Raw genomic sequence first — 22378 nt, 5'->3', positions numbered from 1 at the left:
CGAAACCACCAGATGAAAATCTGGTAGTTTCGGACTTTTCTGTTAGAATTACTTCTTTCGCAGCGCCTTATTACGGGTGATAGATATTAATATCACATTCTTCTTGTAAACGTTGCGCTAAATAATTTCGATCATCTTGCTGCTTGATAATATAATGCGACTCTTCAATTACAAATAATCTTATTTTATCAAAGTCAGCTTTCTTTTTTTTAGCTATACTTGCAAAATAATGAGAAGTAAACCCTAAGATTATTAATGTTGCAATAGTAAGAAATAAAATCGACGTTTCTACGTATAGTAACTTATTTAAAAACGTATCAATAGATAAAACAAAGGCAACCGCAGCATAACAAAATAAGGAAATAAACTTTACTATTTTCTGTATTTTGTCATGGAAATTAAAGACTTTCTTCTTATCGATTAATTTCTTAATGTTATTTTCAAAAATTGGGTCTAGAGAATAATAAAAGTCATCAGAAAAATTATTTAGAAAATTATCTAATTTATTATTATTTATCGCCATAAGACTAACCACCTCATAAAACTATATGAAAGATGGACAGCCTTTAACACCATTAATTTTCTAGTGGTATTTTTAACTCTTGGCCGACGTAAATGTTATTATCTTCAAGCTTATTATACTCTTTTATTAACTGTTCACCTTTACGGCTTCCATAATACTTCATCGATATTTTATAAAGCGTCTCATTATCTATTACAGTATGAATAACGATTTTCACATTATTATCATTTTCATTATCCTGTCCGCCTTGATCAACAGTTGAAGATTGCTCATCTTCTGCTTCTTCAGTTGTGGAATCTGTTGCATCTTCCTCATCAGATGTTGAGCTTTCTTCATCATTTCCAGTCTCTGCATCCGCATCATTATTGTTTACACTTTCTTTGTCTTCATGATCTTCGCTATTTTCAGCGTCTGTATTATTTTCATTGTTTAGAGAATCTTGATTTTCATTAGTAGTTTGTTCATTTTTTATTTCACTTGTATTTTCCTTTTTACTAATTGAAGCCATCCACTGCTCTTGTGTAAGCGATAATATAAAAATGATAACAGAAGCAAATAGAATAAACTTTGTTACACCAGATTTAATCGATGGAAGACCTTTTTTGCTACTCTTTTTTCTTCTATGTAATCTACTATTTTGCCTACTCATATGTTTAGGTCACCTCTTATAAATTAATAAGTTTATAACGAACAAAAATGCCAAGAGTTACATCTATTAAAAAGTGAGTCACAATTGTTACTAGCAAGTTATTAGTCCAGTAAAAAAGCAACCCTAGTAAAAAACTTATAGCTACTACTAAAGTTAACATCACAACTTTTTTTAAATAACGAAAATGTAAAAGGGCAAAAATAATGCTCGCTAACACAAGTCCAAATTTAACTTGTAGTACTCCCCGGAATACAAATTCTTCCACAATTGAAACGGTTGCAGAAAGTAATATGATATTACTCAATGATAAATGTTGAAATATTCTTTGGTTAATACCGCCATCATCAATAAGTTGTTTTGGTACTTGCTTACTTATTATAATATCAATAATAATTACTAAGGCAGCTGTAGGAATACTATAAATGAGAATTTGATTCACATTGAAATTTAGATAATCTGTAATAGCGAAAAGATCATCAAACAGGAAGTAATACAAAATAAAGCCAATAATAAATACTAAAACTTGAGTCGCATATACGTTTAGTAAAAGTTCCTTATCACTTAATCTTTTGATTAATTCTTTTTGGTTCATCATTTTATCTCACTTTGATTAAAGATAGTGTGTAGTTCTTTTTTCCAATTGAAAGGAAAGTGGGTTTGTTCTATCCCTTGCTTTCGAAAAAATGTTTCTTCTTTAAAAATACAATTCGTGCAGCAGTTATCTGGCTTTTTTTCCATTTCTTGATTAAATATCGCTAATATATATTGCCTTAAACACGTTTCCGTTTGTAAAAATAATAACATTTCATTAAGTTTTTCATATTTAAAATGTTTTCTCGTATGAATAACTTTCATTATTGAATTGGTGAATATTTCTTGCTCGGGAATTGATCCGATTAAAGTGCCCTTTAAGATTGAAAGTCTTTCCAGTTGAAACTTTAAAAATCGCCACATTGTTTCGCTAATTTGCAATTTTTCACACCATTCATTTTCATCTTCAATATGAAGCTGTTTTGATTCCTGTGAATATTTGCTAACTAAGTTAAAAAGTTCATCTACTATCTCAGGACTTGGAAACTCGTGTTCCACTAACCTCTTTGGTATATGAGTATCTTCCTCTAAATACAATAAAATGGCAACGCTTTCTTTTCCATCTCTGCCTGCCCGTCCAATTTCCTGAACATAAGATTCTATTTGTCCTGGAAAGTGATAATGGATAACAAATCGAGTATCTGGCTTATTTACTCCCATGCCGAATGCACTAGTACAACAAATAACATCAAGCTGACCTTCGACAAATTGTTGTTGTAATAATATTCGATCCTCTTGTTCTAATCCGCCATGGTATGCCGCAACTTTTAAGTTCGTTTCCTCTTTAATTATTTGTGCAATTTTTTCTGTCATTTTTCTACTTGAAAAATAAATAATCCCTGGTCCTTGGAGATTTTCTACAAATCGTATAAGTTCATTTATTTTATCTTTTTCATCATATACTCTTTTTACATGTAATGCGATGTTTGGACGGTCAATATTGTAAATATGCTTGACTGCTTTAGGTATTTGTAATTGATCGATAATATCGTTTTGCACATGGTTAGGTGCTGTAGCAGTGAGTGCCAAACATGGTGGTGATCCTAGTGTCTTTTTTATTTCTCCTAATTTTAAATAATCAGTTCTAAACTCATGACCCCACTGTGATATACAATGTGCTTCATCAACAACAAACAACGCGATCACTTGTTGTTGTAATTGCTTAATGATAAATTTATTTTGTAATGTTTCCGGAGATAAAAAAATGAATTTGAACTTATCTAAATTTAAAAGGAGTTCACTTTTTTCATATTTATTTATAAAGCTGTTGATTGCTACTACTCTTTTTTCACCATTTTTCTTTAGTTCCTTCACTTGATCCTCCATTAATGAAAGCAATGGAGAAACAATCACTATTATTCCTTCAAACACATATCCAGGCATTAAGTAAGTCAAAGACTTACCCGCTCCTGTAGGTAACATCGCAAAAACGTCTTTGCCTTCTAAAAGGTCCGTAATAATTTCCTTCTGTCCTGTTCGGAAGGTTGCATAGCCAAATTTTTCTTTAAGCAATTTTTCTAAATTCACTCTACAAACCTCCCTTTGCAAGAACTAAACGGATTTTAAAATAAGGAATATTGTCATTACATAGGTTACTTTTGATTTCTTTTAATTTTTTTGACCCTGTATGCTCAATTGTTTTCCTAATTAGTTGTTGTTCTACTATAGAAACGTATGTGTCTATTGAAAAGTGTTGGTCGCTACTAGCAATTTCTACAACATGATCTTCAATTGTACTTCTTTTTAACTGACGGATGTTCATCACTTCTTCGATACTTTTCCCAGTAAGGAGAAGTTTTTTTGTATCTTGAGCAGTTTTCGTCAGCATAATGTTATTCTTCTCTTCATCAACAAACGAGCTAAGAAGCGGATAATCGCTTCTACTTTTCATTACTTGAGCTACAATAAAGTGGCATGAACTTTGAAAATAAAAATTGACTTCTTGCTTGTCCATGTTTAAATCATTGGAAATTTGCGCTAGTGTATAACCTATTCTATTTGAGCCGCTTAGCTTCATTGTAAAAATAGTAGCTTCTATATCACTTAATTGTTGTAATAGTGACAAACATTCATTGAAAAGCTGATCAGAAACTTTAGCTCTATTGTAGTTAGATGGAAAATGTTTTTTGACCCACCAAGCAGCCTTCTCATTAATAATGATCGGTGTGAATTTATTATTACCTGCAACTACATTGGACAAGACTTGTACATATAGAGAAAAACGTTCCCAAAAATACTTCGCAGTGGAACTATAAAATAAGCCTTGGATATGTTTCGGGATCCGGTCTTCATTTCGAAAATTTCTCGAAAACTGTTCACCTTTTTCCGTAAGTTTGTATAAATTATCCTGTGAAATAGTTACGTATGTGTTTTGCACAAGTTTTTTTATGCAATTATCATACTGTATTCTAGTTAAGTCTCTCATAGTGGCAAAAAGATGGTCTGCATGAAAGAGTTTAGCATCTTGAATTGTTTGTGATGTTTTTTTCCCTTTTAGTAAATGATAAACACCATGAACAGTTCTTTCACCATTAAATTTTGACAACGTATTAAGAATGATTGATGAACGGTAATCCATTGTTATCACCACATTTTCATGTCATTGCAATCAATAGAATGAATATTTTATATTATTAATAAATACATTGTATCAAAAATTTACTGCAAGATGTGTTTATGCAAATAAAAAATAGGCCACATTAAAAACTGCAAAGCCTTATATGATAAGGATTCTCAATACACTTTTTTATTGAAAAGTAAGAGCTTCACTATTACAATAAGTAAAGAGGATGTTTTTTCCTTTTGGAAATGATGGATCCTTTTCCGTAAAATCATGATAGCTTCATGAAAATAGGATAATATAATTTAAAGTAGGAGGTATTTTTCATGGCAAAGTATACGATTGTTGACAAAGAAACTTGTATTGCTTGTGGTGCTTGTGGAGCTGCTGCACCAGACATTTATGATTATGATGATGAGGGCATTGCATTTGTAACACTTGATGATAACGAAGGAATTGTAGAAATTCCAGATGTTTTACATGAAGATATGCAAGATGCGTTTGATGGTTGCCCAACTGACTCTATCAAGATTGCTGATGAGCCATTCGATGGTGACGCATTAAAATTTGAATAGTCTTTAAAAATAAAAAACCCTCATTTGAGGGTTTTTTATTTTCCATCCTTTTTACAATTCCTAATTTCCTTTAAAACATTTCCATTTTCTAATGCAGTAATATCTCCCGCATCTTTATTTAAGTAAGCAGCTTTGATAGCTCTTCTCATCACTTTTCCATTTCGCGTTTTCGGTAAATCACTAATAATATAAACTGCTTCTGGCTTCAGTGCTTTTCCTAATTGAGCAGCTGTATGATGTATTAATTCGTTTGGAAGCTTTTCCGAGTTGTCCTTTTCATTCACTAATACTACGAAACAAACTGCAGTTTCACCCTTAATGTCATGTGGAACTCCAATAACTCCCGCTTCTTTAACTGCCACATGTTCAACTAATACTGACTCAATTTCTGCAGGGCCAATTCGTTTCCCCGCAATGTTTAATGTGTCATCAGATCTCCCTGTTATCGTCCAATAATTGTCCGAATCTACAGAAACCCAATCTCCGTGCACCCATGTATCCGTGAACTTAGACCAATATGTCTCTTCATAACGCTCTGGTTCTTTCCAAAAACCTTTCGTCATACCAACCCATGGTTTTTTTAATACTAGTTCACCAACTTCACTTTGCACTTGTTCACCTTTTTCGTTCACTACATATGCTGCCATGCCTGGAATTGGACTATTAAATGTACCTGGACCGATCGGCTTCAATAAAATATTGCCTAAAATTCCACCAGCAATTTCTGTTCCGCCAGAATAATTAAATATAGGTATTTTTTTGTGACCAACTTTTTCAAATAGCCACATCCAAGGCTCTGGATTCCATGGTTCACCTGTTGAGCCAATAACTCTTAATGTCTCTCTTTTTGAAGTAGCAAGCCAGTCGTCGCCTTTTGTCATTAATGAACGAATTAATGTTGGCGAGATACCTAGATGAGTTACATCGTGCTTATCGATTAACTGCCATAAACGATCAGGCTTCGGGAAATCTGGGCTCCCTTCGCACATTACTGCAGTTGCCCCATTAACTAGTGCACCAAAGAGTAGGAATGGTCCCATCATCCAGCCCATATCTGTCACCCATAAAAGCGAATCTTTTTTATTAATATCCATTCCAACACCTGCATCAAATGCTGCCTTAATCGGGAACCCTGCGTGAGTATGCACAGTCCCTTTCGGCTTTCCTGTTGTGCCAGAAGTATAAATTAACATCATTGGATCATCACTATTCATTACTTCTGTTTTGGTGATAGGATTGGATGTTCTCAATTCTTCCCAAGCTACATCGCGTTTATTAGTTTTTATTTCTCTGTTCAGCCTAGATACGACTATTAATTTTTCAACGGAAGGTGCTAACTCACAAGCGCGATCAGCGACTTCCTTCATTGCTACTGCTTTTCCTCTTCTCATAAAACCATCAGCAGTAACCAACACTTTTGAACCAGAGGCATTTAAACGCGTAGCAACTGCTTCAGCTCCGTATCCTGAAAATGTTGGCGAGATAATAGCCCCAATTTTCACAGCAGCAAGCATAAGGATAGCTGTCTCAGGAATCATTGGCATGTAGAGGGTTATACAATCACCTTTTTTTAACCCCTGGTTTACTAATCCCCCAGCTACTTTATTTATTTCATTTGAAAGTTGTGAAAATGTGTATGACACGTTCTCACCATTGTCACTTTCCCAAGTAATCGCCTTCTCATCGCGCATATCACTATTTAACGACCATTTTTCAACGGCATTATGAACAATGTTCATTTTTCCGCCGACAAACCAATTCGGCCACTTTATGCCATTGGATAAATCTAAAGTGGTCTCATAAGATACATCCCACTCAATTTCTAATTCTTTGACAGCTTCATCCCAAAACCAGGCAATATCTTCGACAGATTTCTTATAAAATGTATCGTAGTCTTCGAATCCTAACTTTTTCATCCACTGAAATAATCTTGTGCTTTTTTTATATTCATCACTCGGATACCATACAGGATTGCTCATTCGCTCACTCCTAATTTATTTCATTTAAACAGGGTACACAGGATGTTTTCGCGATGTGAAAGTAATTGCTTTAGATGAATACATTTCAAATCTAGTAATTAATTCACTTCTTAATTCATTAGCTGGAATAATTCCATCAATAATCATTTCAGACGCAAGTCGATAAATGTCGATATCTTGACGGTATTCTTCACGTTTTTCATCAATAAACGCTTGCCTTTCTTCTTCAGGTAAAGCAGCAATTTTATTTGCATATACAGCGTTTACTGCTGCTTCAGGTCCCATTACAGCAATTGAAGCTGTTGGTAATGCTAAACAACAGTCTGGTTCAAATGCTGGACCAGCCATCGCATACAGCCCCGCACCATAAGCTTTTCTCACAACAACAGAAATTTTCGGCACAGTAGCTTCAGACATTGCAGAAATTAATTTAGCGCCATGGCGAATAATACCGGCTCTTTCAACTTTTGTCCCTATCATGAATCCTGGAATATCTGCTAAGAACAATAATGGAATATTGAACGCATCACAAAGCGTAATGAACCGAGCAGCTTTATCGGCAGAATCATGGAATAATACTCCACCTTTTGCTTTCGGTTGGTTTGCAACAATTCCTACAGGTTTACCATTCATACGAGCAAGACCTGTCAGCATCTCTTTCGCAAACAATTTTTTAATTTCAAAGAAGCTTCCTTCATCTACAATATGCTTAATTAAATCAACCATATTAAATGGTGCATTTTGATTTTTAGGAATGATTTCTTCTAATGTCTTATCAAAACTTTGCGGACTTAGTGCTTCTTTCACTGGAGCTTTTTCTGCAAATGATGCTGGGAAATAACTCAAATAGTCTCGTGCTTTTTCAATCGCATCTTGCTCATTTTTAGCAAGAATATCTCCGCAACCAGATACCGAACAGTGCATTCGAGCTCCGCCCATTTCTTCTAAGGTTACCTTTTCACCAATAACCATTTCGGCCATACGAGGTGATCCTAGATACATAGATGAATTTTTGTCGACCATAATAACTATGTCACAAAATGCAGGAATATAAGCTCCTCCTGCTGCTGACGGTCCAAATAATATACAAACTTGTGGCACACGACCAGACATCTTTACTTGGTTATAAAAAATACGGCCAGCCCCTCTACGCCCAGGGAACATTTCAATTTGGTCCGTAATACGTGCACCTGCAGAGTCTACTAAATAGAGCATAGGAACGTTTAGTTTCTCAGCTGTTTCTTGGATTCTAATAATCTTTTCTACTGTTCTAGCACCCCATGAACCAGCTTTTACAGTCGAATCATTTGCCATAACACAAACTGTCTGTCCATTAATTTTCCCCATGCAAGTAACAACACCATCTGCTGGTAAATCACCAGCTGCTTCATTTGCGAATAAGGCGTCCTCTAACTTAACACCTTCATCAAATAATAGTTCAAGGCGTTCACGGACAAACATCTTCCCCTTCGCAGCATTACTTTCGTGGTACTTCTCTGCACCACCTTTTTTTATTTTTCCGACTCTTTCTAGAAGTTCTTTTTCTAAAGACATATGAAGTCCTCCCCTATGCAATTTAATTATTTGCTAGCATTTGATGACTCGTTAAATTTCTACCTATCTTCGATTCTACATATTTAGCAGCTTCGTATAGTTTTTGTTCATCAATATTTGTTTGAATTCCCATACTATGTAACATATAAACTAGGTCATCTGTTGCCAAATTTCCTGAAGCACCTTTGGCATACGGGCATCCGCCTAACCCTCCTAAAGCGCTATCAAAAACGGTAACTCCCATCTGCAATGAAGCAACGACATTAGCTAATGCTAACCCCCTAGTATTATGGAAGTGCATTGCAAAATGGGATTTATCAAAGCGTTTAAAAAGTTCTGTTAATACTTCTTCCACTTGTAACGGGTTTGCAACACCAATTGTATCTCCAAGAGAAATTTCGTAAACTCCCATTTCTAAAAGAGAATCTACCACTCTAATAACATCCTTAATTGACACTTCTCCGTCATAAGGGCAACCAAAAACAGTAGATACATACCCTCTAACTCTTTTATTTGCAGTAAGTCCCTTCTTAACCACATCATTTAATAAAGGAAATGTTTCATCAATTGTTTTATTAATGTTGTTTTTATTATGTCCCTCACTAGCTGACATAAAAACAGCTACTTCATCTACACCTGCATCAAGCGCTCGATCAAGACCTTTAACGTTAGGTACGAGTGCACTATATGAAATTCCTTCGGCTCTTTCAATTCCTTGAGCTACTTCAAATGAATCTGCTAATTGCGGTATCCATTTTGGTGGAACGAAAGATGTAATTTCTATATGGGAGAGGCCCGTTTCTGAAAGCTTGTTTATCCATTCAATTTTATTTTCCGTTGGAATAAAGGCCTTTTCATTTTGCAATCCATCTCTTGGACCTACTTCTTTTATGATTACTGATTTTGGCAAATGCACGCTGAAAATCCTCCTTACTTGAAAATAAAGCAAAACACCAGAGCGGCCTTTTGCTTTATTTTACGGAAAAACCGCATATTAAATTACTTTTACTCAATTATCATTAAGACATCGCCTTCATTAACAAAGTCACCTTCGTTAATTTTTACTTCTTTTACAGTTCCATCAAAATCTGTTGCAATCGGAATCTCCATTTTCATCGACTCTAGAATAACGACATCTTGGTCTTCCTCAACTTCGTCTCCTACTGCCACTAATACTTTCCATACATTTCCTGCCATTGATGCTACTACTTCTGTCATAATATCCTCCTATTTTTTCTTTTCTTTTTTCTTAGTTAAGTATTTTTGCACAAAATCTGTTGTTGCATTTCCTTGTTTAAATTCTTCGTGATCTAATACTGTTTGAAGCATAGGAATATTTGTCTTAATTCCTTCAACTTGATAATGATTTAATGCTTCTTGCATTAAGCGAATTGCTTCAGCTCGAGTTTCCCCTGTTGCAACACATTTCGCAATCATCGGGTCATAAAATGGCGTAACTGCCATTCCTTCTTGAACACCTAACTCATGTCTGATACCTTTCATATAAGGAATTTTCATTTCGCTTATCGTTCCAGGTGAAGGGAAAAAGCGCACAGGATCCTCAGCATAAATACGAACTTCAATTGCATGACCTTTTAAAGGTACATCCTCTTGCTTAATTGTTAGCGTTTGATTAGCAGCTATTTTTAACTGTTCTTCAACAATATCAAAACCAGTAATTTCCTCTGTTACAGGATGCTCAACTTGAAGTCTTGTATTCATTTCTAAAAAGTAAAAGTCTTTATTCTCATCAACTAAAAATTCTACTGTACCAGCATTATAATAGTTGATTGCTTTTGCTGCATTTATTGCAGCAGTTGACATTTCTTTTCTAGTCTTTTCATCAAGGAATGGTGAAGGCGCTTCTTCAATAACTTTTTGATGACGACGTTGTACTGAGCAGTCTCTTTCCCATAAAGAAATTGTATTACCTTCTTTATCAGCAAGTAATTGAATTTCAATATGTCTAGGATTTGCGATATATTTTTCAATAAACATCGCGCCATCTCCAAAGAAATTTTCTGCTCGGCTTTGGTTACCTGCAAAGCTCTTTCTAAGTTCTTCTTCATTGGCAACAACTTGCATGCCAATTCCGCCACCACCTGCTGAGGCTTTTAACATGACTGGGTAACCCATGTCTTTTGCAACTTCAACTGCCTCATCTACATCAATTAGTGCTCTTGTTAACCCAGGTACAACCGGGACGTTTGCAGCTTGCATCGTTTTTCTAGCTTCTATTTTACTTCCCATAACCGTGATTGCATTAGCATCTGGGCCGATAAAAGTAATTCCAGCTTCTTCACACGCCTTAGCAAAGTTAGCGTTTTCAGATAACAATCCATAACCAGGATGAATCGCATCGACATTTGCTTCTTTGGCAATTTCAATAATTTTATCAGCTTTTAAATAACTTTCATTTACACGAGCAGCCCCTACGCAAAATGCCTCGTCTGCTTCTTGAACATGTAATCCTTGAGCATCTGCCTCAGAGTATATTGCGACAGTTGGAATATTTATTTTTTTACATGTACGAATAATTCGGCATGCAATTTCTCCACGATTTGCAATTAATACTTTGTTAAACATAATCTGCCTCCATTTCCTACTAAACTAGCAACCTAAATGTCTTGCAATTACTAAGCGTTGAATCTCGGAAGTACCTTCTCCAATTTCCATTAACTTTGCATCACGTAAATAACGCTCAACTACGTATTCTTGCATATAACCATTACCACCGTGAATTTGAATCGCTTGATCACTTACACGCATTGCCGTCTCCGAAGCAAATAATTTTGCGAATGCAGACTCTTTTCCAAATGGTTTCCCTTGATCTTTCAACCATGCAGCTTTTAGCACTTGATTGCGTGCCAATTCAATTTCCATTGCCATATCAGCTAATTTAAACTGGACTGCTTGGAAAGAAGATATTGACTTTCCGAACTGCTTCCGCTCTTTCGCATAAGCTAAAGCTCTTTCATATGCTGCTTGCGCAATTCCGACTGATAAAGCCCCAATTGAAATCCTTCCACCATCTAATGTGTATAGGAATTGGCTAAATCCTCTTTTAGGATCCCCTAATAAATTCTCTTTTGGAACACGAACATCCTCTAAGAAAATTTCCGCAGTATCAGACCCTCTTAACCCCATTTTATCGACCATCTTTGTTGTTGAAAAACCAGGTGTATCATTTGGAACTATGATAGCTGAAATGATATTTTTACCACGCTCATCTTTCCCTGTGTAAGCGGTAACAATTGTTGTTTTAGCAAAGTTGGCATTAGTGATGAAGCATTTCGAACCATTAATCACATATTCATCTCCGTCTAAAACGGCTTTTGTCTGGGTACCACCAGCATCCGATCCAGCATTAGGTTCAGTTAAACCGAAAGCACCTAGCGCTTCTCCTGAAGCTAATGGCTTTAAATACTGTTGTTTTTGCTCTTCTGTTCCAAAGTAGTAAATTGGGCTTGCTCCAAGGGAAACAGCTGCAGCATAACTTAATCCAGTTGATCCACATGCCTTACCTACTTCTTCAACAGCTAATGCGTAAGAAATTGTATCTCCGCCTGATCCACCATATTCTTCAGGAAATGGAATACCTAAAATGCCTAACTCACCCATTTTTTTAAATGTTTCAACCGGAAACTCTTCCGTTTTATCAATTTCAATCGCTTTTGGCTCAATCTCTTTTTTTGCAAAATCACGAACCATCTCTTGAATCATACGTTGCTCATCAGTTAGTTCAAAATTCATAATTTGTGCCACTCCCCGTTTTATGTTTTTTTGTTACAGGTGACTGAGCGCTTGTTCACTTTAAGTAGATAACTGCACCTTTTTAATTTTCATTATATTATTACTACTCTAAATTGTCTATTTATTCTAACAAATTAATTGTAATTCTTTGTATTTCATCCAAAATGAACATCTTTTTTTATCCCACATACAATAGTAAACAAATGAATGTGTAAGGGTGTTTTTATGCCATCAATTGTTGGTAATTTAAAAATTAACTCAATCGGTTCTAGTGGAGTAGTTAATATTGGGGATTCCATGTACATTTCTCCTAGTAGTTCTGCTAAAACTTTTGCTGGTGCCGGTTCTTTTAATACTGGTGATTTTGGTCAAACGAACAATACTCTCTCGGCAACTAATACATCAGATCCTGATATATCGGATCAAAATACGTCAAAATAGGTGGTGTATGTCATGAACTTTTATATAAATCAATCCATCGTCATCCATCAATTAAAAGTTGGCGGAGTTACTAATTCCTCTGTGTTGCAAATTGGAAGTGCTGGGATGATAAAACCACTTTCAAACCTTTATAATACTGGTGGATTTAAAGGTCCAGCACCAGAAGCTGCAAAAATATCAGGGCCATTAGTTCCACTTGCATCTACTTCTTAAATAAGATTAATAGTTTCCTCGTTCCTTGAATAAGATTGAAATAAAAAAGGAATGTTGCGCATTGGGTCCTGATTGGATTAATTACATGAATGAACTATCAAAGTATATGAAATTCCAAGCGGAAAAGATTACTCGATTAGAAAATTTAATGGTAGAACTTGAAGACAAAATTAATGAACTCAAAAAAAATAAAGGTCCTTCCATAGAAAAGGTTGAGTATAAGTTTGATCAACTTAAAATTGAAACACTTGAAGGCACACTAAATATAGGTCTTACACCTAATGGAGAAAATATGCTTGAAGACTTTCAAGTAGAAAATAAGGAAATAAGTGTTTCTCAACAGTATACACAGGAAATGAAAGAAAGAATCCATCATCACCTTTTCCAATTTGTTAATGAAGAAGGATTAAAACACTTATTAGAATTAGAACGAACTTATGACGAAACTTTCGATGAAAAATATCGTGAAATGATCATTGATGACATAAGGAACCAAATACCTCATCGCATCAATGAAAACTATAAAAAAATAAAGCAAAAAGAGCCTTCTTTAACAAATGAACAATTAGAGCACGCTGTATGCGCAAGTATAAAAAATGAAATTATTACAGGCTTACAGTCATTTGTGAAACACAAACCTAAAGGAGAAGATTAGTCGTGAATTTTACAGTAGTAAATCGCGAAATTTATGTAGGAAATATTAAAGTTACAGGGGTTGCTACGTCTTCTGTATTTTTAATTGGAGACAGCGAAGTAATTACTTGTTCATCTACCTTTGATACTCCCCCAGAATCATTAGTCATAGGTGCGATTACTCCTCTACCTGGTGAAGACGAAAAAGACGCGGATGATAAAGATGCAGGAAAAGAATAAAAGAATTAGTGATGTCTCAAATATAAAAGTTCAGTCAGTAAACTCTAGTTCAGTCTTGCAAGTAGGCGATAGTTACAAATTAAAACCATTCTCAAGAGCACTTGCAGTGCAGCGGGAAGTTGCAATTTTCTTAGGTGATGAAGGGAATTTTAATTACAACACTTTTAAGGAAGAAATCCCTTTACCCGAGCACGAGTCAGAAGAAACTGTCAAAACAACTTTCATTAATGAGCTAGAGACAATTAAAACTGAAAATGTTTATATTCTATCTTTAGCAGCGTCCTCCATCTTTCATGTTGGATCTACTGAGATAATTGAAAGTGAAGCAAGAATTAAGCATTTTAGACAATTGCTTAAAGACGATAAAAGCTAGGCTTAGAAATAATATTTATAAAAAGGATGGTGCAGATGCCTTCATTAATTGGAGCAATAAAAATAAATAGTGTTGGTGGTAGTTCTGTTGTTAACTTCGGTGATTCCTTTAAAAATGCACCTGCTAGTTCAGCAAAAACGAATGCTGGTGCCGGTGCTTTTAATACAGGTGACTTTATTCAAACGAACACAGGACTAAGTTCAACAAATACGGGAGATCCAGATTTGTCTGATCAAAATACAACTGAAATTTCTGGGGTATAGGACGAATTGTCCTTCCCATTTACCTGTACAAGCCTACCCTTTGCTCGTTTCAATATTTCTAACGACATGGTGACAGTTGGAACATTCATAAATAACATTTTGGTTAGATTGCGCAGTTAAAACATTAGATAATTGTTCCTTATTACTACAAATTGGACAAACTACTTCAGGTTGAATGTTCATTGCAGCACATCCTTTCTTTTTATCACTATCTATAACCAAGTTGATTAATTCTCATTCAAAATATGGAACACTTTCTCCTAACGAATACCAAATATGATATGATAGATTTATATATTTTCTACTAAATTCCAATAAGATTTTGGAGGTTATTTATATGAAATGTACTAATTGTGGCTTTGTTGTAAAAGATTCTTCTAAACCATGCCCTTCATGTAACTATATAAACAATAGTACACACAATATCAGCTATAAAAAGGGACCTTCCTGGAAAAAAGTTTTTTCAATCGTAATCATTCTTCTATGCTTAATTGCTTCAGGCACATTTGCCTACGGTGTATTATCAGGAAAAACCCCTAAAGAAGCTGCATTAGACTTTCTATTTTGGAATAAGAGCCCTAAAGAACTGTATTTTCAAGCTGAATTTAAAAGTTTCCAAAAAGATCTTACTAGTTTAGATGATTACATAGGTGACTTTTGGCATTTACAAAGCAAAATGCTGGAAAGCCCATATAAAAACTCTCTTGAAATTAAAGGAAACTTTGATATCGATGGTGAATCTGACCTCTCCCTTGCAGAGATGCATTTAATAAAATTAGTATTACGAGGCAGCAAAATAGTAATAGCCTCTGAAGTAGATCCAAACGATTCAATGAGTTATGTGGATGCACAGCTTAATATTAATGGGACACCATTACTGGAGACAGAACTATTTCAATCGAAAAAGCAAACAGCGATAAAAATACCTCTATTAGATAAACGCTTTTACTATATAGATAACAAGCAATTTGGACAATTCATGCATAACTTCAGCCAAACCAATTACGGTGGTTCTAATGAACTATTCAATATAGTTGATGAACAAAAAAAGTATTTCTTAACTCGTGACGACATGATGGAATTTATTTCAGAATATGCAAAAGTAGTTAACAAACATTTAAAAGAAGAAAACTTTAGCATTCAAAATGATGTATTATACAATGAAAAAAAACTACGCGAAATAACAATGAGTCTATCTGAAGGTGAGTTTAAAGACCTTTTAATACATTCTATTACCAGAATCGAAAATAGCGAAAAACTAAGTAACTACATGACTGCTCAATCCTACCTAGAATCTAGTTTTTACAACTCACATAATGATATAAGTGAAAAGACAGACATATTTAAAGAAATGAAAGAACAAATCACTAATAATCTTTCGTTTCCAAATGGTTTCAAGATGAAAGTAATTATTGATAAAAATGACTACATTGTTAATCGAACGATTTCGCTTCCTTTATCGATTATAGACATTGAGAAAAACATTGAGATTGTCTATTCCTCCACAAATACAGCTACTGAAGAGACTAAAAAATTAGATTTTTATGAGCTAGACGGAGAGGCAAACGGCGTATTTTTTGAATGGAATAGTAAAACTAATGCGACTGAACAAACAATTACATTTGACAATTCTTTGACAGTTAAAGCCATTCAAAATAAAGAAGAGTTTGAATTCCTATTACGCTTTGCTGGAGATGTAAAAGAGAAAGATAACCAGAAAGAATTATCAACAAATTATACAATATCAATGAAAGAAAGCTCTTTTCCCCCCTTTGTTTTAATGGGAACGTTAAAACAGACGACTGAGCAAAACTTAAAAAGAAATTATTCAAACAATAAGACAGAACTAAGCGTAACTCTCCCACTGGAAGATCAAATATCCAATGCTGAAGAAGTTACGATAAATTTAAATATTTCTTCGAAAACAGAATTCACTGACAAGGTTACGAAAATAACACTGACACCTGAGAATAGCATAAACGCTAAAGACTTAACTCCTTACGATATACTTAACTTATTCGATCGTTTCACTTCTGAAATAGAAGCTCTGTTTGGTAACTTTGGATTATAAATACTAGTGCGAAAATAAGGAGATTTTTTATGAAAATGAAGACATTATATCTTTTCGAAATAAAAAAAATATTAAAATCTCCTGTTACATTTTTATTTATGCTTGTCGCACCACTATTGTTGTTGGCGCTACTATCCTACGGCTTACAGCCTTTATTAACTTCAAACAATATTATCGAACGATTTGATGTCGCAATAGTAAACATTGATGATACGAAAACTTCTAGATCAATAATTGAACAATTTGAATCATCTGATGATTTTTCTGAAATCGTTTCATTTATAAATGTCTCCGAAAAAGAAGCAACAAAATTATTAAAGGAAAATAAAATTGCTTCAATTGTTGTTGTCCCCGAAGGGTTTAGTTCATCCTTAAGGAATGGGGAAAATTACCCTTTAAAAGTAATCGGAAATTATCAACGTCCCCTCCAGTCTTCTTTGTTTAAGGAAATGATGATGGGTGCTTTAAATTTAATAACAGCAGCACAAAGTGGCGTAAACACCGCTTACTATTATCTAAATGAAGAGATTTCTAATAAGGAAATGAAAGCAACAATAAAAGAAGCAATCGTTCATTTTACATTCCACTCACTCAATAGACATGAAGTGTATGAGGAAGAAAAATTTGAAGTCTTCCCTTATTTTACTACGATGCAATATTATTCTAGTGCAACAATTATCTTAATCCTTTATATCATAAGCTTATTTTCAATCATAATTATTTCAACGAAGGAAAGTAAAACAATAAATAATCGATTAATCACCTTTGGAGTCGGAATTTCGTCTTGGTTATTTGCAAAGTTTTTTACTGTGTTAACGATAATGTTTATACAAACTATAATAATTGTAATGATGTTCTTCTTATTTGTAGACCAATTTATGATTGAGGATTTATTCATAGCCGTCCTTGTTTTGCTAATTACTATTATTACCATTAGTGCACTAAACACATTTTTTATATCATTACGTTTAAATGCATTAATCACATCATTAATAGCACTTTTTACGTATACATTTATGAGCTATGCTGGGGGAAGTCTTATCCCGTTAACTTTGTTACCGAATAGTATTAACTTCTTTAGTAATATTTCGATTAATACATGGGCACACTCAGCGCTATTAAACTCTTTATTTATTAGTGACACACTAGAAGTTATATCTAGTAGTTTCAAATTAATGTTATTTTCTCTCGTAATGATAATTATGTCATTAGCCATCTCTAAGTTAAGGATGCGACGATTATGAAAAATACCTTATTAGCTATACTGACTCACCGCTTTAAAATATTAGTTTCTACTTGGAGACAACTTTTACTTTTAATTAGCTTTGCTTGCTTGGCATTAATTATTGCTTATGTGATTACTGTGCAAGACAGTACTATTACAAAAATTCCAATAGCCATCGTTGATTTAGATCAGACGGAGTACTCTGAACTTGTTGTAAACCGACTTGAAAATAAACCCTCTTTAAACATTATTGAAAAAGGGACTAAAGACAGCGCACTGGAATTGATTAAGGCGGATGAAATTGAAGCTATCTATACTTTCAAAAAGGGATTTATGGATAACTTAGAAAATGGAAATAACGAAAATTTAGTCTCGTTAATTAGAGGACCATCAGCTATAAGTGTTGGGCTTGTTAATGAAATTGTTGCAAGTGAAGTAAATCGCCTTTCAACTAACGTTGCAAGTGCAGAATATGTTATAGCTAAATACGAACAATATGAACTAAACACATACGAGGAACTTTGGCAGGATGCTTGGGAAAATACGGATCAGCAATGGGAACCAGTCCCATTACTTACAATGGATTACGAAGAGATTGGGGCGTATTCGAAACAAGATTTAGAAGTAATCTCACACAACAACTCAACTAACAAACTAGTTTTTATTGTAGGATTGCTTTCTACTATGTTAATGTTATATGTCTTTATCCAAAATCAATCATTAATTAATGAAAAAAATAATGGTACGCTATTACGTCTAACATTTACAGCCATAAAACCTCAAACTTATTTCTTAATATGCGCCATAACACTATTATTAATTTCGTTTTTATTATTAGCGCCAGTATCTATTTATTTATTACTTGCATATCAGATTCAAATACATATTTTCATAAAAATCATTCTAGCTTCATTACTTTACATTTTTTGCTTTATTACGATTAGTTTATGTATAACTACTTTATTAAGGTCATTAAAGCTTTACCATCTAATGATGGTTCTACTAGCGATAAGTTTCACAATATTTGGTGGTACCTTTTTTAAGCTATCTGATCTATCTAATAGATTTGCTAGTTTAGCATATTTCACACCACAACATTGGTACCTTTCGATTATTAGAAACATCCTAGCAAACCAAAGTTTTGAAGTTTATCTACTACCGACTGTTGTTCTTACATCTATTTGCTTGATATTTACTATTGTTACGTTTTTTTCATTGGAGGTAAAGCATGATTGAATTAAGGAATATTAAAAAGAAATATAAACAGAAGGAAGTATTAAATGGGGTTTCTTTAAATATCTCTAGTGGAGTCATTGTAGGGCTAGTCGGTCCAAATGGAGCTGGGAAGTCTACTTTAATGAAAATTATTGCAAATATATTAAAGCCATCTTCAGGAGAAGTTTTCTTTCACGGGCAATCCGTAAAAGAAATTAAAAAAGGATTTTACGAAAAAATAGGTTATGTTCCACAAGATCTCGCTCTCTATCATACGTTATCTGTAGCAGACAATATTGCTTTTTGGTCAACTTTATCTGCAACAAAAATATCTGATGATAAAATAAATGAAATAATCACAACTGTCGGTCTCGCTGAAATGTTACCAGTAAAAGTAGAGCAACTCTCTGGTGGGATGAAGCGGAAATTGAATATTGCTGTAGCTTTAATGCATAATCCTGAATTAATAATAATGGATGAGCCAACAGTAGGAATAGATATACAATCGAAATTAGAAATAATAACGTTTATACAAAAATTAAAAAATGAAGGAAAAACTATTATTTACTCTAGTCATGATGCTTACGAAGTAGAAAAGCTTTGTGATGAAATTGTTATATTGAATGGTGGGCAGATAAAATATCACGGCCTACAAAAAGAACTTGTTAATGCTGCTAGAGAAAAAGGCCATTTAATGGATGACGATTCCTTTACTGCCGTATTATCTAAGCTTGGCCAATGGTAAATAAGAAAAGCTGAAACTTTCGTTTAGCGCCGTATGAACTGGAACACTTCAAGACGAGATAAAGGAAACTCAATGCTTTAGCATTGAAGTTGACTTATCGTAGTTGAGAAGTGTGAAGTTAACTAGGTGCTGAAAGTTGAAGCTAGATCAGATAAGAAAAGCTGAAGCTCCCGCTTAGCGCTATAAATTCTGGAGCACTTTGTTTGAGATAAAGGAAACACAACGAGAAGTTCGAGTTGATGTTGACTTATCGTAAATAAAAAGTGTGAAGAATTGTAGGCGTTGGGAGCTGAAGCTAGATCAAATAAGAAAAGCTGAAGCTCCCGCTTAGCGCCATAAATTCTGGAGCACTTTGTTTGAGATAAAGGAAACACGAATAGTGAAGCTATTCGATGTAGACTTATCGAAATGAAGAGTGTGAAGTTTTCTAGACGTTGATTGCTGAAGCTAGACAGTAAAAGAAAAGCTGAAGCGACCCTTTAGCGCCGTATAACCACAAACTTTAAAACAACCCTACTTCCAATATCGCAAGTAGGGTTGTTCTTTGTAGAATTTATTTCTTTTGTTTGCCAAGTAAAAAATTTAAAATTACGTGTGCTGCAACTTTACTAGTCATATCACGGAAATCTAATGTTGGGTCAATTTCTACAATATCGATAGCTTGCACTTCCTCGAGCGTTCCTAAGTGACGTATTGCATCCAGTAACGTTTCACTTGTCATTCCACCAGGTCCAATTGCAGGACAGCCAGGTGCATAAGCTTGGTCTAAAACGTCCATATCAACTGATACATATATCGCATCAACTTCACTCTTCACGTTACGAAGCCAATCGTTTATTACATTTTTGAGCGATAATTCATTTACTTGTTGCATCGTTAACACTGTAACTTCATTTTCTTTCGCATAATCAAAGTAATTCCGACTATTAGAAAAATTCCTAATACCAATTTGCAGTAAATGTTTCCCTTTCAAATGACCACCTTCTATTAATTGGCGAAATGGTGTACCGTTTGATGGACCTCCGTCATCTAAATTACGAAGGTCATGATGGGCATCAAATTGAATAATTCCTATGTTTCCCTTTACTTTAGAAAAAGCATCCACACTAGGGGCCGTTACAGAGTGATCTCCTCCCAATATAATTGGTATCATCGAATTATGTGTGCTTAATATACTTGATAGCGCATCTTTTATTCTCTTATTTGATTCTGCAACACTAGTAACATGCATGGCAACATCACCAAAGTCAGTTATCGTGTTGTTTAAGTCAACATCTTCTTCAATTGCATACGTAGAATAGCTTTGCAGAGCTTTTCTTATTATCGTTGGTGCAAAACAAGCCCCTGAATGGCTAATCGAAGGCTTTGATAAAGGCAACCCTAGTAAACCAAAATTTGATACTGTTTCTTTTCCATCCCAAGATCGAATTAATTCAGTTACTTTTGATAATTGACTATCTTTAAAAGCTGGAGTTCCATGTGGGTTAAGGTGAGGAAATTTGTTCAACGCGCTTCACCCTTTCAAATACCACTTTTCCATTTTTTATAACTGTGTTTGCATGGTTTACCCCATAATGATAAGGGATGTATTTGTAATTGGGTGCATCCCAAATGACTACATCTGCATTTCCACCTAAAGCAAGGTAGCCAGCCTCATCTTCTTTTCCAATTGCGTGTGCAGCGTTTATTGTCACTGCATTCCAAATCTCTTCCGGAGTCATTTTAAGTTTAAGAGCAGCTAGTGACATGATCATTTGAATGTTCTCTGTCACACAACTTCCTGGATTAAAATCAGTAGAGATAGTTACTGCTACGCCTTCTTCAATCATTGTCCTTGCACGAGCATATTTTTCTTTTCCAAGATAAAACGTCGTACCAGGTAATAACACGGCAATTGTTCCCGCTTCGGCAAGCGCTTTTATCCCTCGATCAGAAGCGCCTACTAAATGTTCTGCTGAAATTGCCTTTACTTCTCCAGCTAATTCCGTTCCACCTAGTGAATCAATTTCATCAGCATGAATTTTCACATCAAAACCTGCATCTTTAGCTGCTAGCATAAAACGCTTCGATTGTTCGACTGTAAACACACCTGTTTCGCAAAAAATATCAACGTATGTTGCTAAATTTTCTTCTTTAATTTGTGGTAGCATTGCTAACATTTCATCTAAAAACGCGTCAGGATTTTCTTTATAATTTGCTGGTATCGCATGGGCACCTAAAAATGTTGAAACGATATCCATTTCATGTCTTTGGTTTAGCTTTTTTAGTACTCTTAGTTGCTTTAATTCTGTCTCTTTATCAAGTCCGTAGCCACTTTTCCCTTCGACAGTAGTAATGCCATAGGAAAGCATTCGGTCTAAATGAAATTTAGCTTTTTTGTACAGATCTTCTTCTGAAATTTCTCGTGTAGCTCTAACAGTGGAAAGAATACCTCCCCCCTGTTTTAAAATTTCTAAGTAAGGCACACCTTGTTGTTTAAGAGCAAGTTCATGCTCTCTGGAACCGCCAAAAACGACGTGAGTATGCGGATCGACAAGTCCAGGAGATACTATTTTCCCCTCACAATCTATTAAATAATTAGTCTTTATTTCTTTTGCTTCTTCTATTGTTCCAATAAATGAAATCTCATTGCCTGTGATACCTAGAGCGGCATTTTCCAAATATGATAGTTGTTGCATTTCATTCCCTTTTTTAGGTGAATCAAGCTTTTCCATTAGTAATAATTGCCCTATATTTGTTAAAAGTATGTCTACTGTTTTATTCATGTAAATGTTT

Annotated in this window: 25 protein-coding genes; 11 read left to right on the top strand and 14 right to left on the bottom strand. The window is 34.5% G+C overall.

What is annotated here, in order from left to right:
• Positions 1-70: 70 nt before the first annotated feature.
• The 5 genes from CIB95_RS07195 to CIB95_RS07175 are packed head-to-tail and all read right to left on the bottom strand — an operon-like array spanning position 71 to position 4341.
• A complete protein-coding gene (locus CIB95_RS07195) occupies positions 71-523 on the bottom strand; it encodes a DUF2663 family protein (RefSeq protein ID WP_094923725.1) in 453 nt (150 codons plus the stop codon).
• Positions 524-575: 52 nt separating this feature from the next.
• Positions 576-1172, bottom strand: coding sequence for a LysM peptidoglycan-binding domain-containing protein (locus CIB95_RS07190; RefSeq protein WP_094923723.1), 597 nt, complete (start codon positions 1170-1172; stop codon positions 576-578).
• A 16-nt stretch (positions 1173-1188) separates the two neighbouring features.
• Complete coding sequence (locus CIB95_RS07185; RefSeq protein WP_094923722.1) at positions 1189-1767, bottom strand: CPBP family intramembrane glutamic endopeptidase; 579 nt, start codon at positions 1765-1767, stop codon at positions 1189-1191.
• A complete protein-coding gene (locus CIB95_RS07180) occupies positions 1764-3290 on the bottom strand; it encodes a RecQ family ATP-dependent DNA helicase (RefSeq protein ID WP_094923720.1) in 1527 nt (508 codons plus the stop codon). Before CIB95_RS07180 ends, CIB95_RS07185 begins: the two co-directional genes overlap by 4 nt.
• A gap of 1 nt (position 3291) precedes the next feature.
• Entirely contained in the window at positions 3292-4341 is a 1050-nt protein-coding gene (locus CIB95_RS07175) for a helix-turn-helix domain-containing protein (protein ID WP_094923719.1), read from the bottom strand.
• Positions 4342-4649: 308 nt separating this feature from the next.
• Here CIB95_RS07175 and CIB95_RS07170 point away from each other — a divergent pair, with 308 nt between their 5' ends.
• Positions 4650-4898 carry a ferredoxin gene (locus tag CIB95_RS07170; protein ID WP_094923717.1) on the top strand — a complete coding sequence of 83 codons (249 nt, stop codon included), beginning with the start codon at positions 4650-4652 and terminating at the stop codon, positions 4896-4898.
• A 35-nt stretch (positions 4899-4933) separates the two neighbouring features.
• Here CIB95_RS07170 and CIB95_RS07165 read toward each other — a convergent pair whose 3' ends face one another.
• From CIB95_RS07165 to CIB95_RS07140, 6 genes are all read right to left on the bottom strand, one after another.
• A complete protein-coding gene (locus CIB95_RS07165) occupies positions 4934-6877 on the bottom strand; it encodes an AMP-binding protein (protein ID WP_094923716.1) in 1944 nt (647 codons plus the stop codon).
• A gap of 24 nt (positions 6878-6901) precedes the next feature.
• The gene (locus CIB95_RS07160; RefSeq protein ID WP_094923714.1) at positions 6902-8431 is read right to left on the bottom strand and encodes an acyl-CoA carboxylase subunit beta; all 1530 of its coding nucleotides are present in this window, start codon (positions 8429-8431) and stop codon (positions 6902-6904) included.
• A 22-nt stretch (positions 8432-8453) separates the two neighbouring features.
• On the bottom strand, positions 8454-9347 hold the full coding sequence (locus CIB95_RS07155) for a hydroxymethylglutaryl-CoA lyase (RefSeq protein WP_094923713.1): 894 nt from the start codon (positions 9345-9347) through the stop codon (positions 8454-8456).
• A gap of 89 nt (positions 9348-9436) precedes the next feature.
• The gene (locus CIB95_RS07150) at positions 9437-9649 is read right to left on the bottom strand and encodes an acetyl-CoA carboxylase biotin carboxyl carrier protein subunit (protein ID WP_094923711.1); all 213 of its coding nucleotides are present in this window, start codon (positions 9647-9649) and stop codon (positions 9437-9439) included.
• Positions 9650-9658: 9 nt separating this feature from the next.
• The gene (locus CIB95_RS07145) at positions 9659-11017 is read right to left on the bottom strand and encodes an acetyl-CoA carboxylase biotin carboxylase subunit (RefSeq protein ID WP_094923710.1); all 1359 of its coding nucleotides are present in this window, start codon (positions 11015-11017) and stop codon (positions 9659-9661) included.
• A gap of 24 nt (positions 11018-11041) precedes the next feature.
• On the bottom strand, positions 11042-12184 hold the full coding sequence (locus CIB95_RS07140; RefSeq protein ID WP_094923708.1) for an acyl-CoA dehydrogenase: 1143 nt from the start codon (positions 12182-12184) through the stop codon (positions 11042-11044).
• Positions 12185-12409: 225 nt separating this feature from the next.
• Between CIB95_RS07140 and CIB95_RS07135 the strand changes: the two genes are divergently transcribed.
• The 6 genes from CIB95_RS07135 to CIB95_RS07110 all read left to right on the top strand — a co-directional run bounded on the left by CIB95_RS07135 (position 12410) and on the right by CIB95_RS07110 (position 14347).
• On the top strand, positions 12410-12625 hold the full coding sequence (locus tag CIB95_RS07135) for a spore germination protein (protein WP_094923707.1): 216 nt from the start codon (positions 12410-12412) through the stop codon (positions 12623-12625).
• A gap of 12 nt (positions 12626-12637) precedes the next feature.
• Positions 12638-12838, top strand: coding sequence for a spore germination protein GerPB (locus CIB95_RS07130; RefSeq protein WP_094923705.1), 201 nt, complete (start codon positions 12638-12640; stop codon positions 12836-12838).
• An 85-nt stretch (positions 12839-12923) separates the two neighbouring features.
• Entirely contained in the window at positions 12924-13493 is a 570-nt protein-coding gene (gene gerPC / locus CIB95_RS07125) for a spore germination protein GerPC (protein ID WP_142296478.1), read from the top strand.
• A 2-nt stretch (positions 13494-13495) separates the two neighbouring features.
• Positions 13496-13711 (top strand): spore gernimation protein GerPD, encoded by a 216-nt coding sequence (locus tag CIB95_RS07120; RefSeq protein WP_094923701.1) that lies wholly within the window; start codon positions 13496-13498, stop codon positions 13709-13711.
• Positions 13695-14084: a spore germination protein GerPE gene (locus tag CIB95_RS07115; RefSeq protein ID WP_094923699.1), complete on the top strand. Its 390-nt coding sequence runs from the start codon at positions 13695-13697 to the stop codon at positions 14082-14084. Before CIB95_RS07120 ends, CIB95_RS07115 begins: the two co-directional genes overlap by 17 nt.
• Positions 14085-14119: 35 nt before the next feature.
• The gene (locus CIB95_RS07110) at positions 14120-14347 is read left to right on the top strand and encodes a spore germination protein (RefSeq protein WP_094923697.1); all 228 of its coding nucleotides are present in this window, start codon (positions 14120-14122) and stop codon (positions 14345-14347) included.
• Positions 14348-14380: 33 nt separating this feature from the next.
• Here CIB95_RS07110 and CIB95_RS16330 read toward each other — a convergent pair whose 3' ends face one another.
• Positions 14381-14530 (bottom strand): hypothetical protein, encoded by a 150-nt coding sequence (locus tag CIB95_RS16330; RefSeq protein ID WP_094924210.1) that lies wholly within the window; start codon positions 14528-14530, stop codon positions 14381-14383.
• 154 nt (positions 14531-14684) lie between these two features.
• On the opposite strand from CIB95_RS16330, the gene CIB95_RS07100 reads away from it, so the two are divergent.
• From CIB95_RS07100 to CIB95_RS07085, 4 genes are read left to right on the top strand one after another with little or no spacing between them, the layout of a single operon-like run.
• On the top strand, positions 14685-16418 hold the full coding sequence (locus tag CIB95_RS07100; RefSeq protein WP_094923695.1) for a DUF6583 family protein: 1734 nt from the start codon (positions 14685-14687) through the stop codon (positions 16416-16418).
• A 29-nt stretch (positions 16419-16447) separates the two neighbouring features.
• A complete protein-coding gene (locus CIB95_RS07095; protein ID WP_094923693.1) occupies positions 16448-17662 on the top strand; it encodes an ABC transporter permease in 1215 nt (404 codons plus the stop codon).
• On the top strand, positions 17659-18879 hold the full coding sequence (locus CIB95_RS07090; RefSeq protein WP_094923691.1) for an ABC transporter permease: 1221 nt from the start codon (positions 17659-17661) through the stop codon (positions 18877-18879). The genes CIB95_RS07095 and CIB95_RS07090 overlap by 4 nt, the downstream gene beginning before the upstream one ends.
• A complete protein-coding gene (locus CIB95_RS07085) occupies positions 18872-19603 on the top strand; it encodes an ABC transporter ATP-binding protein (protein ID WP_094923689.1) in 732 nt (243 codons plus the stop codon). The genes CIB95_RS07090 and CIB95_RS07085 overlap by 8 nt, the downstream gene beginning before the upstream one ends.
• A 553-nt stretch (positions 19604-20156) precedes the next feature.
• On the opposite strand, the gene hutG is transcribed toward CIB95_RS07085, so the two are convergent.
• The gene (gene hutG / locus CIB95_RS07080; protein ID WP_094923687.1) at positions 20157-21110 is read right to left on the bottom strand and encodes a formimidoylglutamase; all 954 of its coding nucleotides are present in this window, start codon (positions 21108-21110) and stop codon (positions 20157-20159) included.
• Positions 21088-22368 (bottom strand): imidazolonepropionase, encoded by a 1281-nt coding sequence (hutI, locus tag CIB95_RS07075; RefSeq protein WP_094923685.1) that lies wholly within the window; start codon positions 22366-22368, stop codon positions 21088-21090. Before hutI ends, hutG begins: the two co-directional genes overlap by 23 nt.
• Between the last annotated feature and the right edge of the window lie 10 nt (positions 22369-22378).

The sequence above is a fragment of the Lottiidibacillus patelloidae genome (assembly GCF_002262935.1).
GTDB lineage: Bacteria > Bacillota > Bacilli > Bacillales > SA5d-4 > Lottiidibacillus > Lottiidibacillus patelloidae.
Note: the sequence above shows the minus strand (reverse complement) of the source record. Positions and strands in the feature narration are given on the sequence as shown.